This is a genomic window from Herbaspirillum sp. GW821-FHT09A12, from assembly GCF_059418325.1.
Window position 1 is genome coordinate 163,832 of sequence record NZ_JBWKPR010000008.1, and the last position, 15,704, is coordinate 179,535.

8 protein-coding genes and 1 tRNA gene are annotated in these 15,704 nt (G+C 64.9%); 2 read left to right on the forward strand and 7 right to left on the reverse strand.

Annotation, left to right across the window (positions count from 1 at the left end; genetic code table 11):
• The first annotated feature begins 104 nt into the window (after positions 1–104).
• Together AC07N6_RS17290 and pbpC are read left to right on the forward strand one after the other, a co-directional pair.
• Complete coding sequence (locus AC07N6_RS17290) at positions 105–5,975, forward strand: alpha-2-macroglobulin family protein (RefSeq protein ID WP_494782723.1); 5,871 nt, start codon at positions 105–107, stop codon at positions 5,973–5,975.
• Between the two features lie 10 nt (positions 5,976–5,985).
• The gene (gene pbpC, locus AC07N6_RS17295) at positions 5,986–8,238 is read left to right on the forward strand and encodes a penicillin-binding protein 1C (RefSeq protein WP_494782591.1); all 2,253 of its coding nucleotides are present in this window, start codon (positions 5,986–5,988) and stop codon (positions 8,236–8,238) included.
• A 212-nt stretch (positions 8,239–8,450) separates the two neighbouring features.
• Here the strand turns inward: pbpC and AC07N6_RS17300 are convergent.
• From AC07N6_RS17300 to argH, 7 genes are all read right to left on the reverse strand, one after another.
• Positions 8,451–8,535, reverse strand: a tRNA-Leu gene (locus AC07N6_RS17300).
• Between the two features lie 378 nt (positions 8,536–8,913).
• Positions 8,914–9,654, reverse strand: coding sequence for an ABC transporter ATP-binding protein (locus AC07N6_RS17305; RefSeq protein WP_494782590.1), 741 nt, complete (start codon positions 9,652–9,654; stop codon positions 8,914–8,916).
• The gene (locus tag AC07N6_RS17310; RefSeq protein ID WP_494782589.1) at positions 9,651–10,412 is read right to left on the reverse strand and encodes an ABC transporter ATP-binding protein; all 762 of its coding nucleotides are present in this window, start codon (positions 10,410–10,412) and stop codon (positions 9,651–9,653) included. Before AC07N6_RS17310 ends, AC07N6_RS17305 begins: the two co-directional genes overlap by 4 nt.
• Positions 10,412–11,290 carry a branched-chain amino acid ABC transporter permease gene (locus AC07N6_RS17315; protein ID WP_494782588.1) on the reverse strand — a complete coding sequence of 293 codons (879 nt, stop codon included), beginning with the start codon at positions 11,288–11,290 and terminating at the stop codon, positions 10,412–10,414. The genes AC07N6_RS17310 and AC07N6_RS17315 overlap by 1 nt, the downstream gene beginning before the upstream one ends.
• A gap of 4 nt (positions 11,291–11,294) precedes the next feature.
• Complete coding sequence (locus tag AC07N6_RS17320; RefSeq protein WP_494782587.1) at positions 11,295–12,176, reverse strand: branched-chain amino acid ABC transporter permease; 882 nt, start codon at positions 12,174–12,176, stop codon at positions 11,295–11,297.
• 239 nt (positions 12,177–12,415) lie between these two features.
• Positions 12,416–13,573: an ABC transporter substrate-binding protein gene (locus AC07N6_RS17325; protein ID WP_494782586.1), complete on the reverse strand. Its 1,158-nt coding sequence runs from the start codon at positions 13,571–13,573 to the stop codon at positions 12,416–12,418.
• Positions 13,574–13,865: 292 nt separating this feature from the next.
• Positions 13,866–15,263 (reverse strand): argininosuccinate lyase, encoded by a 1,398-nt coding sequence (argH, locus tag AC07N6_RS17330; protein ID WP_494782585.1) that lies wholly within the window; start codon positions 15,261–15,263, stop codon positions 13,866–13,868.
• Between the last annotated feature and the right edge of the window lie 441 nt (positions 15,264–15,704).

Here is a 15,704-nt window from a genome sequence, read left to right on the forward strand (position 1 = left end):
CCGTAATTCAGGTCACAGCGCCATAACAAGATCGATCCGGAGAAAACAAGATGAAGCAAACGGAGGCCTGCATGGCCGCAGCATGGAACGCCAGGGCAAAGCAGATGCTGCAGGCGCGGGTTGCCATCCGCAAGGTGCGCAACCGGTGCAGCGCATTCGGCGCGAGCTTGCTGGCCATCGGCGTCTTGGCCGGCCTGGCCCTGTCGCCCTCCAGCGCGGTGGCGGCCGGCGCCAGTGTGACCAGTTTTTCGCCGCAGGGCGAAGTGTCGCGCATCCGCCAGGTACGGGCGCGGTTTTCCGAAGCCATGGTCAAGTTCGGCGATCCCAAGGCCGGCTCGCCCTTCGACGTCGATTGCCCGGTAGCCGGCACTTCACGCTGGGCCGATGACAAGAACTGGATCTTCGACTTCGAACGCGACCTGCCGCCCGGCACCAGCTGCAGCTTCAACCTGCGCGCGGGAACCAGGTCGGCGGCCGGCAACCCGCTCGGCGGCAAGGGGCGCTTCCAGTTCAGCACCGGCGGCCCGGCCGTGACGCGTGTGCAACCCTATGCCGGCGCGCGCATCGCCGAAGACCAGGCGTTCATCCTGTTCCAGAACGGCGCGGCGACGGCAGCTTCGGTGCGCGACCATCTGTACTGCGAAGCCGAAGGCGTCAATGAACGCATCCCCACCAAACCGCTGGCCGAAAGCGACCGCCAGGCGCTGCTCAAGGAGTTCGCCAGGAATATCGATCCTGCCACGGTCACCACGGTGCAATGCCAGCAGCGCCTGCCCAACGACGCCCATGTGCAACTGGTGTGGGATCGCGGCATCGCCGCCGCCAATGCCCCCGCCATCGTGACTGCTCAACCCCAGGTGTTCAAGTTCCAGGTGCGCAGCGAGTTCACCGCCAGTTTCAGTTGCCAGCGCGAGAATGCCAATGCCGCCTGTTCGCCGATCTTGCCGGTGACGCTGTCGTTTTCCTCGCCGGTGCCGCGCAAGCTGGCCGCGCAAATCGTGATGAATACCGCCACCGGCAAGATCAAGCCCGACCTGAACCCGAACGAGCAGGGCGAGACCATCCACGATCTCAGCTTCAAACCGCCATTTCCGGAAAAGTCCGAATTCACGATCACGCTGCCGGCCGGCTTCCAGGACGAGGATGGCCGACCGCTGGGCAATGCCGGGTCGTTTCCGTTGAAGTCGGCGCTGGCGGACTTTCCGCCATTGGCCAAATTCCCCGCGGCGCCGTTCGGCATCATCGAACTCAATGCCGACCCGGCCCTGCCGGTGACCTTGCGCCGTGTCGAAGCCGGTTTGCAGGTGCGCGGCGCGGACGGCAAAGCCATGCCCGGCAAGGTGGCCGACCTCAAGGTCGACGGCGACAAGGGCGTCATCGCTTGGCTCGCCCGCCTGAACAAGTATCACGAGAAATGGGGCGACCCGAAGAAGGTCGATTCGCGCAGCATCAGCCTGCTGCAGAAGGAACCGGGCGTGAAGCAGCTCGACCTGCCGCCGCTGAAGGAAGCCAAGGATGGCGTGTGGCCCTTCGAGGTGGTGGGCATTCCGTTGAAGGACCCGGGTTTCTATGTGGTCGAACTGGAGTCGCACAAGCTCGGCGCATCGCTGCTGGGCAAACCGCAGCCGATGTATGTGCGCACCAGCGCACTGGTGACCAACCTTGCCGTCCACGTCAAGCTGGGCCGCGCCAACGGCGCCGTGTGGGTGACTCGCCTGGATAACGCCAAGCCGGTTGCCGATGCCGATGTGCGCGTGTCCAATTGCGAAGGCACGCAGCTGTGGCAAGGCCGGACCGACGCCAACGGCGTGGCCCTCATGCCGGCGCTGGAAGACGCCTGCGCCAGCCGGCCCTACAGCGCAGCGAATGAAGGCAGCATCAACGGCCTGTTTGTCAGCGCCCGCAAGACCGATGAGAAAGGCCGCGCCGACATGGCGTTCGCGCTGAGCTCGTGGAATGACGGCATCGAGTCATGGCGTTTCAACCTGCCGACCGAGACCGCAAAAGTCGCCACCACGCGCGCCACCACCATCTTCGACCGTACGCTGTTTCGCGCGGGCGAAACGGTATCGATGAAGCATGTGATCCGCAGCGAAACCATGCAAGGTTTCGCTACGCTGCGCAAGGAAGACCTGCCCACGCGCGCGCGCATCATCCACCAGGGCAGCGGCCAGGAGTTCCAGTTCCCGCTGTCCTGGCGAGGGCAGAAGAGCGCCGAAACGGTATTTGCCTTGCCCAGGCAGGCCAAGCTCGGCATCTATGAGGTGGTGCTGGACGACGGCAAGGTCAGCGCCAGTGCCAATGGCCAGGATGCGAACGACAACCAGGCCGATGGCGAGCGCGGCTGGGATGGCGGGCGCCGCAGCTACTATACCGGCAGCTTCCGCGTCGAGGAGTTCCGCCTGCCGCTGATGCAGGGGCGCATCACGCCGCCCAAGGGCGCGCAGGTCGCGATCAAGGAATTGCCGCTCGACCTGCAGCTGAACTACATCAACGGCGGCGGCGCGGCAGGGCAGAACGTGAGCGTGTCCAGCCTGGTGCGTTCGCGCAGCGTCAGCATCGGCGGCTACGACGGTTTCTCCTTCGAGCCGCCGCGCGCCGACGACAGCAGCAATGCCGATGACCAGAAGATCGTGGCCGACAAGCTGCCCGTCACGCTCGACAAGAACGGCGCCGGGCGCGCCGTGATCGCCCGGCTGCCGGCCTCGCCACGGCCGCAGGAACTGGTCACCGAGATGACCTACAGCGACCCCAACGGCGAGGTGCAGACCATCTCCAGCGTGACGCCGCTGTGGCCGTCCGCCGTGGTGGTCGGCCTGCGTGCCGGCAACTGGATTTCGGTCAAGAAAAAACTGACGCTGACGGCGGTGACGCTGGACACCGCCGGCCGGCCGCAGGCCGGTGTGCCGGTCGAGATCCGCGCCATCGCGCGCAAGACCAACTCGCACCGCAAGCGCATGGTCGGCGGTTTTTATGCCTACGAAAACGACCAGAGCACGCAAGACCTCGGCAAGCTGTGCTCGGGCAAGAGCGATGCGCACGGCATGTTCCTGTGCGATACCGAGTTGTCGGAACCGGGCAATGTGGATCTGATCGCCTCGGCCAAGGATGCGCGCGGCAATGCCGCCGCGGCGTATTCGTCGGTGTGGGTGACCGGCCGCGGCGAACTGTGGTTCGAGGGCGAGAACCAGGACCGCATCGACATCCTGCCGGAGAAGAAGAGCTACCAGCCGGGCGACACCGCCAGGTTCCAGGTGCGCATGCCGTTCCGCTACGCCACCGCGCTGGTGGCGGTGGAGCGCGAAGGCGTGATCGATACCCAGGTAGTGCAATTGTCGGGGCAGGACCCGAGCATCGCCGTGCCGGTCAAGGCCGGATATGGGCCCAACGTTTATGTGTCGGTGCTGGCCGTGCGCGGGCGCATGCGCGAGGTGCCCTGGTATTCCTTCTTCCTGTGGGGCTGGAAGGAGCCGATCAACTGGTGGCATGAGTTCCGCGAATACCAGGCGCCGGGCCCCATCGTCGATCTCTCCAAGCCGGCCTGGAAGTTCGGCATTGCCGAGATCAACGTCGGCGAGGCCGGGCATCAGCTGCAAGTGACGGTGAGCGCCGACAAGCCGGCCTATCCGATCCGGGCCACGGCCAAGGTCACGGTGCAGGTCAAACTGCCCGACGGCCAGCCGGCGGCCGGCGCCGAATTCGCGCTGGCAGCGGTGGACGAGGCCTTGCTCGAACTGCAGCCCAACACCAGTTGGGATGTGTTGCATGCGATGCTGCAGCGGCGCAGCTATGGGGTGGAAACCGCGACCGCGCAGATGCAGGTGGTCGGCAAGCGCCACTACGGCAAGAAGGCCACCCCGGCCGGCGGCGGCGGCGGTCGTGCGCCCACGCGCGAACTGTTCGACACGCTGCTGCTGTGGAAACCCAATGTGACGCTGGACGCGCAAGGCCGCGCCCAGCTCGAGGTGCCGTTGAACGATGCGCTGACTTCCTTCCGTATCGTCGCCGTGGCCGAAAGCGGCGCCAACTACTTCGGCACCGGCAGCGTCAATATCCGCTCGACCCAGGATGTGCAGGTCATCTCGGGCTTGCCGCCGCTGGTGCGTGAAGGCGACAGCTTCAGCGGCATGGTCACGGTGCGCAACACCACCACGCATGACATGAAGATCAAGCTGACGGCGCGCGCCCAGGGCAACCTGCCGGCTGTCGCGCTGAGCCTGCCGGAGCGTGACGTGGCGGTGGCTGCCGGCCAGTCGGCCGAGGTGGCGTGGCCGGTGCAGGTGCCGGAAGGCATTGCGCAACTGGCCTGGGAAATCGGCGCGCAGGAACAGGGCGGGCAAGGGGCCAGGGACGCCATGAAGTTCAGCCAGCGCGTATTGCCGGCGGTGCCGGTCACGGTGCAGCAAGCCACGCTGTTCCAGCTCGACAAGAGCGCCGCCATCAGCGTCGCCCAGCCTGCGGGCAGCCTGCCGGGGCGCGGCGGTTTGACGGCAACGCTCAGGCCCAGCCTGGCCGGCGGCGCCGAGGGATTGACGCGCTACTTCACTAACTATCCGTTCTCTTGCCTGGAACAGAAAACCTCCAAGGCCATCGGCCTGCGCGACGAGGCCGGCTGGCAGAAGATCGCCGCCGACCTGCCGACCTATCTCGATGGCGACGGTCTGGCGTATTACTTCCCGCCGTCCGACAGCGGCGCGCGGCGCGGCAGCGATACCCTGACCGCCTACCTGCTGGCAGCCACCAGCGAGGCCGGCTATGCGATCCCGCAGCAAAGCCGCGACAAGATGCTGGAGGGTTTGGCCAACTTCGTCGAGGGGCGTGTCACGCGCGATTTCTGGTCGCCGCAAAAAGACCTGGACGTGCGCAAGCTGGCCGCGCTGGAGGCGCTGTCGCGCTACAACCGCGTGCAGCCCGCCATGCTCGGCTCGCTGCAGATCAATCCCAACCAGTGGCCGACTTCCGGCCTGCTGGACTGGATCGCGCTGCTGCAGCGCGTGCCGGCCATCCCCGAGCGCCAGAAGAAGCTCGATGAGGCCGAACAGATCTTGCGCGCACGCCTGAACTTCCAGGGCACGCGCATGGGTTTCTCCAATGAGGAGGGCGATTACTGGTGGTGGTTGATGAGCGGCGGCGATGCCAACGCCAACCGCCTGATCCTGCTGGAACTGAACAATCCTGCCTGGCGCGACGACATGCCGCGCCTGGTGGCCGGTGCGATCGGCCGCCAGCAGCGCGGCCATTGGAACACCACCACCGCCAACGTCTGGGGCAGCCTGGCGCTGGAAAAATTCGCGCGCAAGTTCGAGGGCGAGCCGGTCAGCGGCAGCACGCGCGCCACAGTGGAGCAGGGTGGGGCCACGGTCGCCACCCAGGCCCTGGCATGGAGCGGGGCGGCCGCCGGCGGCAAGCTGCAATTGCCCTGGCCCAAGGCCGATGCCGCGGGTGGCACGGTACGCTTCACGCAGGAAGGCAGCGGCAAGCCATGGGTGACGCTGCAAAGCCTGGCCGCGGTGCCGCTGGCGCAGCCGTTCTCCAGCGGCTACCGGATCACGCGCAAGGTGGAAGCGGTGGAGCAGAAGCAGGCTGGCAGCTACACCCGCGGCGATGTGCTGCGCGTGACGCTGGAGATCGATGCCCAGGCCGACATGACCTGGGTGGTGGTCACCGACCCGGTGCCGGGCGGCGCGACCTTGCTGGGCTCCGGCCTGGGCCGCGATTCGGCCATCGCCCAGGGGCAAGAGGACAAGCCGCGCGATCGCGGCCTGGGTTGGCTGGCCTATGAGGAGCGCAGCTTTGAAGGCTATCGCGCCTACTACGAGTCGATGCCCAAGGGGCGTACCAGCATCAGCTACACGGTGCGCCTGAACAACGCCGGCGAATTCAATTTGCCGCCGACGCGGGTCGAGGCGATGTACGCGCCGGAAATGTTCGGTGAGGTCCCGAACCGCAAGGTCGTGGTCAAGGCCGCGCAATAAGGGAGCAGACATGTCGATCCGATGCGCAATGGGACGCAAGCTTGCAAGACTGCTGCTGCTGGCAGCCTTGCTGGCGCCAGCGGCCGCGCATGCCGTGCCCGGCTTCGCCGAGGTGAAGCGGGATTTCCTGCCATCCGAAGCCAGCCTCTACGACCGCCATGGCGAGCTGCTGCAGCAGCAGCGCGTGAACATGGACGAGCGCAAGCTGGCCTGGGTCGGGCTGGAAGACGTATCGCCGGCGCTGCGCAATGCGCTGGTGGCGTCGGAAGACCGGCGCTTCTACCAGCACAGCGGCATCGACTGGAACGCGGTGGCCGCATCCGCCTGGGGCAACCTGTGGCACACGCGCACGCGCGGCGCGTCCACCATCACCATGCAACTGGCCGGACTGATCGATGCCGACCTGCGCCGCAAATCTTCCCCGCGTTCGGTCACGCAAAAGATCTCGCAAGCGTTTGTGGCGCAGGCGCTGGAGCGCTCGTGGCGCAAGGACCAGATCCTTGAGGCCTATCTCAACATGGTGGCGTTCCGCGGCGAGCTGGTCGGCGTGCATGCGCTGTCGCGCGTGATGTTCGGCAAGCATCCGAGCGGCCTCAACCAGAGCGAGGCGGCCATCGCCGTGGCACTGATCCGCGCGCCCAACGCGACGCCGCGGCGCGTATTCGAACGCGCCTGCGCGATCCTGAAGGAAGAGCGTGCGCCGGAACAATGCCATGGCCTGGACGGCGCCACCGAACTGGCATTGGCGCGCGCCAATGCCCACCGCGATTTGCCGGGCGCCAGCGATGCGCCGCAGCTTGCGCCCCATCTGGCGCGCAAGCTGCTCACCCAGCCCGGCCAGCAATTGCGCTCGACGCTGGACGCCGACTTGCAGCGCTTCGCTTCGCAGGCCTTGCGCCGGCAACTGGCCGGCCTGGTTGAGCGCAACATCGAAGACGGCGCGGTGATCGTGATCGACAACGCCAGCGGCGAGGTGCTGGCCTGGGTCGGCTCCAGCGGCAGCGCGCTGTCGGCGGCGGCCAATGTCGACGGCGTGGTGTCGCAGCGCCAGGCCGGCTCGACGCTCAAGCCGTTCCTGTATGAACTGGCGATAGAAAAGAAATGGATGACCGCGGCCTCGCTGCTGGACGACTCGCCGGTCAACCTCGCCACCTCGGCCGGGCTCTACATTCCGCAGAACTACGACAAGCAATTCAAGGGGTTGGTCAGCCTGCGCACTGCGCTGGGGTCGTCGCTCAACATCCCGGCCGTGCGCACGCTGGTGACGGTGACGCCGGAACGTTTCTTCCAGCGGCTGCAGGCGCTGGGTTTCAGCCTGCGCGAGAGCGGGGACTATTACGGCTACAGCCTGGCGCTGGGCAGCGCCGACGTGACGCTGGCCAACCTCGCCAATGCCTATCGGGCGCTGGCCAACCAGGGGCGGTATTCGCCATTGCGCACCCGCCTTGATGAAGGCCGCGCGCCGGCCCGTTTTACCCGGGTCATGGATGCCGATGCCTCGTTCATCATTGGCGACATCCTCTCCGACCGCAGCGCCCGCGCGCGTACCTTCGGATTGGAGAATGCGCTGTCCACGCGCATCTGGAGCGCGGTCAAGACGGGGACCTCGAAGGACATGCGCGACAACTGGTGCGTCGGTTACTCGGCGCGCTATACGGTCGGGGTGTGGGTCGGCAACGCCTCGGGCGCGCCGATGTGGGACGTGTCCGGCGTGACCGGCGCCGCGCCGGTGTGGCAGGAGGTGATGCAATACCTGCACGCACGCAAGCCGGAGGCGGCGCCGGCCAAGCCCGTGAACGTGACGGCGCGCGCCATTCGCTACGAGGACGACATCGAGGCGACGCGCACAGAATACTTCTTGCCGGGCACCGCGCAATCCGACATCCGCATCGCCCGCGCGCGCGAGATCCGTCCCGCCATCACTTACCCCACCGGCGGCATGCTGGCGGCGCTCGATCCCGACATCCCGCCGGCACGCCAGCGCATCCGCTTCCGCGCGCAAGGCGCGCCGGTTGGCAGCCGCTGGGTGTTGGATGGAAAGGTGATGCCTGATGCCGTCATGCGTTCCGGTCGCGCGCATGTGCGGCAGATTGCGGCCAACGCTTCTGCGGATACGGATCAGGAACTGGCGTATGACTGGATGCCATGGCCCGGCAAGCATGTACTCGCGCTGCAGGACAAGTCGGGGACGGAGCTCGACAGCATCCGGTTTGAAGTGCGCGGCGCGGTGGAGCGGCCGCAGGAAAAAATGAAGAAGAAATAACGCAGCCCAAAATGCAAAAGGCCGATTGATTTTCATCAATCGACCTTTTATGTTTTGGTGCCCACGGAGGGACTCGGTCACGTACCGCGACCCCGCCCGGCCTTGCAAGGCCGGGCTTTCGAGTCCCTCCCGCAAAGCGCGCAGGCGCTTTGCTCGTGCGCCCCAAAAACGCAAAAGGCTGATTGATTTTCATCAATCAGCCTTTTATGTTTTGGTGCCCACGGAGGGACTCGAACCCCCACACCTCGCGGCACATGGACCTGAACCATGCGCGTCTACCAATTCCGCCACGTGGGCTTATCAGACACGGCGGTAAAGCTGCTGTGCTTGAAAGAGGCTGCATATTAAGGGTAATTGGGCGAAGGGTCAACAGGGGAATTGAATTTTTTACGGATTTTTTGGGGCCGCCCCAAACGGCATGCGTATCCGGCCTTTTTAATCGCGCCGGCGGCAAAAAGAAACGGCGGCACAAGGGCCTAATGCCGTTCAGTTAAGCCGAAATTTCTCCGTCGCCCTGACGAAGGTCAGGGTCCAGCGTCGTTCAACGGCCATTGAGGCACAACGAAAGACACTGGATCCCGGCCTTGGCCGGGAGGACGATTTGCAGATGGAAGGCTTAACTGAACGGCATTAGGCACAAGGGCCGCCGTTTTTGCCGGAAGGAGAACGGGGCGCTCAACCGCCCAGATACGCTTCCACCACCTTCGGGTTGCCCAGCAGGTTGGCGCCGGTGTCTTCCAGTACGATCTTGCCGGTCTCCAGCACGTAGCCGCGTTGCGCGATGCGCAGCGCCTGGCGTACGTTCTGTTCCACCAGCAGCACCGTCATGCCGGTCTTGTTGATCTCTTGCACGATGCGGAAGATCTCCTGGATGATCAGCGGCGCCAGGCCCATCGACGGTTCGTCCAGCAGCAGCACCTTGGGCCTGGCCATCAGCGCGCGGCCGATCGCCAGCATCTGCTGTTCGCCGCCGGAGAGGTTGCCGGCCAGGCCGGCGGCGCGGTTCTTCAGCACCGGGAACAAGGAATACACCCAGTCCAGGTCGCGCGCCACGCCGTCCTTATCCTTGCGGGTATAGGCGCCCAGCGCGAGGTTTTCCTCGACCGTCAGCGTGGTCAGCGTGGCGCGGCCTTCGGCCACCTGTACCACGCCGGATTCGACGATCCGGTGCGGCGACAGCTGGGCCAGGTCGTCGCCCTCGTTTTTTTCCCCTCTGTACAGCACGCGGCCGCGCTGCGCCTTCACCAGGCCCGAGATGGCCAGCAGCGAGGTGCTCTTGCCGGCGCCGTTGGCGCCGACCAGCGCGGTGATCTCGCCCTCGTTCAAGGTCAGGCTGATGCCCTTGACCGCCTCGATGTGGCCGTAGGCGACGGCCAGGTCCTCGACCTGCAGGATGGGTTTGCTGTTGCCTGTCATGCTTCTTCCTTGCCGAGGTAGGCCTCGATCACTTCCTGGTTGTTCTTGATCTGGTCCGGCGTGCCTTCGGCGATGATCTTGCCGAAGTTGAGCACCGCGATGCGCTCGCACAGGCCCATCACGAAGCGCATGTCGTGCTCGATCATGAAGATCGAGAAACCGCGCTCTTTGATGTTGACGATCTCGGCCATCAGTTCGGTCTTCTCCGCCGGGTTCATGCCGGCCACCGGCTCGTCCAGCAGCAAGAGTCTGGGCCTGGTCGCCAGCGCCCGGGCGAACTCCAGCTTGCGCTGTTCGCCGTAGGAGAGGCTGTCGGCCAGCATGTGCGCCTTGTGCTCCAGGCGCACCCAGGACAGCAGTTCCAGCGCGCGCTCGCGCGCTTCCTTCTCGGCCTTGCGGAAGCCGCCCAGGTTGAACAGCATGCCGGCCACGCCGTAGTTGAGGTGGTCGTGCATGCCGACCACCACGTTTTCCAGCAGCGTCATTTCCTTGAACACGCGGATGTTCTGGAAGGTGCGCGCGATGCCGCGTTCGGTGATCTTGTGCGGGGCGACTTCGCCGATGTCTTCGCCGTTGAAGGCGATGCTGCCGGAGGAGGCGCGCAGCAGGCCGGTGATGAGGTTGAAGACGGTGGTCTTGCCGGCGCCGTTGGGGCCGATCAGGCCGAAGATCTCGCCTTCTTGCACATTGAAATCCACGCCTTGCAGCACCTGCAGGCCGCCGAAGTTCTTGCTGATCTGCTTGAGTTCTAAGAGCATCACTTCACCTTCTTGTCAGCAGCGTTGCGGCCCAGGATGGCGCGGATGCGGCGCGGGTCCCAGATGCCCTTGGGCAGGTAGAGCACCACCAGGATCAGGATCAGGCCGTTGATGGCCAGCCGGAAATCCTTGAAGTGGCGCAGCACTTCGGGCAGCAGCGAGAGGATGGTCGAACCGATCATCGGGCCGATCAGGTTGCTGGTGCCGCCGAACACTGCCATGGTCAGGATGTCGACCGCGTTTTCGAAGCCGTAGTTGTTGGGGCCGATGGTGAAGGTGAAGTGGGCGTTCAGGCCGCCGGCCACGCCGGCGATGGCCGCGCCGATGACGAAGGCCAGTAGCTTGTAGCCGGCCACGTTCACGCCCATCAGGCGCGCCGCCACCTCGTCTTCCTTGATCGCCTCGAAGGCGCGGCCGGTCTTGGAGCGGCGCAGGCGCGCCAGGCAATAGACGGTCACGCCCAAGAGCAGCACGATATGCCACCATTCGGTCAGCGGCGGTACGCCGTTCAGACCCATCGGGCCGCCCGTGACTTCCAGGTTCAGCACGATCACGCGCACCACTTCGCCGAAGCCCAGCGTGGCCATCGCGAGGTAGACGCCCGACAGGCGCAGGGTCGGAATGCCGATCACCAATGCCACCAGCGCCGGCAGCACGCCGCCGGCGGCCAGCGCGACCGGGAAGGGCATGTCGAACTGCATGGTCAGGAGCGACGCGGCATAAGCGCCGATGCCCATGAACGCCGCGTTGGCCAGCGACAGCAAGCCGCACGACAGCGTCACGTAGATCGACAGGGCCAGCATGGCGTTGACGCCGATGCTGAAAATGACAGTGTTGTAGGTGGCCCAGAAGCCATCCCACCATTCCATAAAGCTCATGGTCTTATGCCTTTCTTTCCAGCACTTTGCCAAACATGCCGGACGGCTTGACCAGCAGGATCAGGAACAGGAGGCCGAAGGCCACCGCATCGCGGAAGTCGCTTGAGATATAGGCTACCGTCAGCACCTCGGCGAAACCGAGGAACAGGCCGCCGATCATCGCGCCGCGGATGTCGCCCATGCCGCCCAGGATGATCACGGCGATGCCCTTGTGCAGCATCGGCTGCCCCATGAAGGGGGAGATCGCGTTGAACGACACGCCCACCAGCACGCCGGCGGCGCCGCCCAGCGCGGCAGCGGCGAACGAGGTCAGCAGGAACAGGCCCTCGACGTTGATGCCCAGCAGGTAAGCCGCCTTGGGCGACTCGGCGATGGCGCGCAGCGCGCGGCCGAGCTGGGTCTTGCGCATCACGCCCAGCAGCACCACCATCAGCACGAAGGCGATCACCACGATAGCCACTTGCACCGCAGTGATGTGCAGGTTGCCCAGGCTGACGCTTTCCTCGGGGATGGTGCCGACCGGGAAGCGCTTGTTCTCGGCGCCGAACAGGCCCTGCGCGATGTTGGTGATCATGATGGCCACACCGATGGTGGCGATCATCGGGATCAGGTGCGGCGCGTTGCGTTTGCGCAAGGGCTTGAGGACCAGCACGTCGATGATGAGGCCGAGCAGGCCGGTGGCGAGCATGGCCAGGATCAGCGCCAGCCACAGCGGCAGCGCCATTTGCTCGACCAGCAGCAGGGCGGCGTAGCTGCCCAGCATGAAGATCGCGCCGTGCGAAAGATTGATCACGCCCAGCACGCCGAAGACCAGCGTGAAACCGAGCGCGAAGAGCGCATACACGCTGCCCAGCGAGAGGGCATTGATGAGCTGTTGTTCTAACATAGAGCCTGCGATAGGTAATGGGAAGTGCTCTCGCGCCTGGCTTGTCCCGGTCAGGCGGGCGATGTATCCCTCGTTACATCGGAAGTGCGGCCCTTTCTTGTTGCAGGCCTGTTCTGGTTTCCGTTTTGTTCAAACCGGATGGCAGCCGGCGATCCTTGGTGCGTCTGCGGCGATGCGCATGACCGGCCAATGGGCCGGTCATGCGCTACCGCAACTCAGGAGAGCTTGCCGATGCCGAATTACTTCAGCAGGACGAACTTGCCGCCCTTGGCGATGTTGACGATCGCTTCCTGGTCGGCGTCGAAGCCCACCTGCTTGCCGGCGACTGCCGGAGCGGGGCGGAACGCGAACTTGCCGGTCGCGCCTTCGATCTTCACCGCCGGCAGCGCCTTGCGCACGGCGTCGCGGTCGTTGGCCAGGTTGCCCGACAGCTTCACGTTCTTCAGCGCTTCAGCCATGATGTACAGGGCATCGTAGGCCTGTGCCGCGAACTGGTCGGGCTCGGAGCCGAACTTGGCCTTGTAGGCCGCGATGAAGGCCTTGTTGACCGGCGTCAGGTTTTCCGACGACCAGGGGCTGCCCATCAGGGTGTTGTCGCCGGCGTCCTTGGCGATCTCGAACAGCTTCGGCGAGTTCAGGCCGTTGCCGCCGATGAAGGGCTGCTTCATGCCCAGCGCGCGGGTTTGCAGGATGATGTTGGCGGCTTCCTCGGCCAGGCAGGAGCAGACGATGGCGTCCGGGTTGCCGGCCTTGATCTTGGTCAGCTGGGCCTTGAAGTCGACGTCGCCCTTGGCATAGGCCTCGGTGGTGGTGGTCGGGATCTTCTGCTGTTCCAGCGTGGCCTTGAAGACGTCGTAGCCGGACTTGGTGAAGGCGTCGTCGTTGCCATAGATCACGGCGACCTTCTTGATGCCGAAGTGCTTCACGGCAGCCTTCACGGTAACCGGCAGCACGTCGGCTTCCATCACGGAGTTGCGGAAGGTGAACGGGCCCATCGCGGTGATGCCGTCAGCCGTGTTGCTGGTGCCGAAAGCCACGACCTTGGCGGCGTTGGCGATCGGGTCGGCGGCGAAGGCCGAGTTCGACAGGGTGGGGCCGAACACCGCCAGCACCTTGTCCTGGAAAATCAGTTTCTTGAAGACGTTGATGGCTTCTTCCTTCTTGCCTTGTTCGTCTTCAATCACCAGGGCCAGCTTGCTGCCGTTGACGCCGCCCTTGGCGTTGACTTCCTCGGCGGCCAGGGTGAAGCCGTTCTTGATGGCCACGCCGTACTTGGCGGCCGGGCCGGTCAGCGCTTCGGCAACGCCCAGCTTGATGTCGGCGGCCAGTGCGCCGGTCGACAGGGTCGCGCCCAGCAGCAGCGCGGGAATGGTCTTGAGCATGGTATTGAATTGCATCGAGTTCTCTCCTCAGTTAGATATTGTAGAAATCGACTGTCGTCTCCCGTGCAGCCCGGCGCAGGTTCTGACAGTGATTCCTTCATCGAGGATGATGCAAAAGGCGCCCGGGATAACGGGACTTGTGCTCCATCCTCTGAAGACCGTTTTGCGGCCTCTTTCGATACAGCCGGCACAGCATATCCCAAAAATACGCGTGCCGGCTTTTACAACCCGCTTCAATGCGTCCGGGTAGGGCGCATCGCAGCGGCATGCGAATCCAGTCCCGCAGGGCTGGCGGGTGGTGCTTGCTTCAGTTCTTCAATTCGTTGCGGATATGCGCAATGGCCGCACGCACCTGGTTGGGCGCGGTGCCGCCGATGTGGTCGCGCGCGGCGACCGAGCCTTCCAGCGTCAGTACCTCGAACACATCCGCACCGACCAGCGACGAGAACGCGCGCAGCTCGTCCAGCGACAGGTCGGCCAGGTCGCAGCCCTTGTCGACGCAGGTGCGCACTGCATGCGCGACGGCTTCATGGGCGTCGCGGAAGGGCAGGCCCTTCTTGACCAGGTAGTCGGCCAGGTCGGTGGCGGTGGCGTAGCCCTGCAGCGCGGCGGCGCGCATGGCGTCCGGCTTGACGCTGATGCCGCGCGCCATGTCGGCGAAGATGCGCAGCGTATCGGTCAGGGTGTCGACGGTGTCGAACAGCGGTTCCTTGTCTTCCTGGTTGTCCTTGTTGTAGGCCAGCGGCTGGCCCTTCATCAGGGTCAGCAGCGACACCAGGTGGCCGTTGACGCGGCCGGTCTTGCCGCGCGCCAGTTCGGGCACGTCCGGATTCTTCTTCTGCGGCATGATCGAGGAGCCGGTGCAGAAGCGGTCGGCGATGTCGATGAAGCCTACGCGCGGGCTCATCCAGATCACCAGCTCTTCCGACATGCGCGAGATGTGGGTCATCACCAGCGCCGCGGCGGCGCAGAATTCGATGGCGAAGTCGCGGTCGGAGACGGCGTCCAGCGAGTTGCGGCAGACGTCGTCGAAGCCCAGCGTGCTGGCCACGCGCAGGCGGTTGATCGGGAAGGTGGTGCCGGCCAGGGCGGCGGCGCCCAGCGGCAGGCGGTTGATGCGCTTCCTGGCGTCAAGCATGCGCTCGGTGTCGCGGCCGAACATCTCGACATAGGCCAGCACGTGGTGGCCGAAGGTGATCGGCTGCGCCACCTGCATGTGGGTGAAGCCCGGCAGGATGGTGTCGGCGTGCTGCTCGGCCAGGTCCAGCAGGGCGCTGCGCAGCTCGCGCAGCAGGCCGATGATGTCGTCCACGGCGCCGCGCATGTAGAGGCGGATGTCTGTTGCGACCTGGTCGTTGCGCGAACGGCCGGTGTGCAGGCGCTTGCCGGCATCGCCGACCAGTTCGGTCAGGCGTTTTTCAATGTTCAGGTGGACGTCTTCCAGGTCCAGCAGCCATTCGAACTGGCCGGCGTCGATCTCGCCCTTGATCTGCGCCATGCCGCGCTGGATGTCAGCGTAGTCGGCGGCGCTGATGATGCCCTGGTGGGCCAGCATCTCGGCGTGGGCCAGCGAGCCCTGGATATCGACCTGGGCCAGGCGGTTGTCGAAGAAGACCGATGCGGTATAGCGTTTGACGAGGTCGGAGACGGGTTCAGAAAAGCGAGCCGACCAGGCTTCGCCTTTTTTCGAAAATTGGTCTGTCATATTGGGAATTCCGGAGAATGGGCGATTATAGCAAGCGCCGCAGCGTCAAGCCATGTCGCGGCCGCCGGAAATGCTGCGCGCCGCGGCTTTTTCGCATCTGTCGCATTGCCGCATGCACGCTTTCCCCATCTTTCCGTCGCCGGATTCCCGGCGCCTGAAACGCGGCTTCATGCTGTTTCCCGATGGCATCGTTTATGCATGTCGTTTCTGCGCAGCCTTTTTTGCGAAACGCAAAAAGCTTGCACGATTGGCAAATCGAGCCGCTATACTCGAATCGCGATGATTGGCCTGATTAACTGGGGGTAAGCGAAAAGTTAAACGGCACTCGCTGAGAGATTGGCAAGATGTTCGGGGGTCATCTTACAGAACTCATTTCATCAATAGGCGTGAGATGCGTTCTGCTCAGAAAGGGCGCTGGCAAGGCGCGCGACGCGTCGTGTG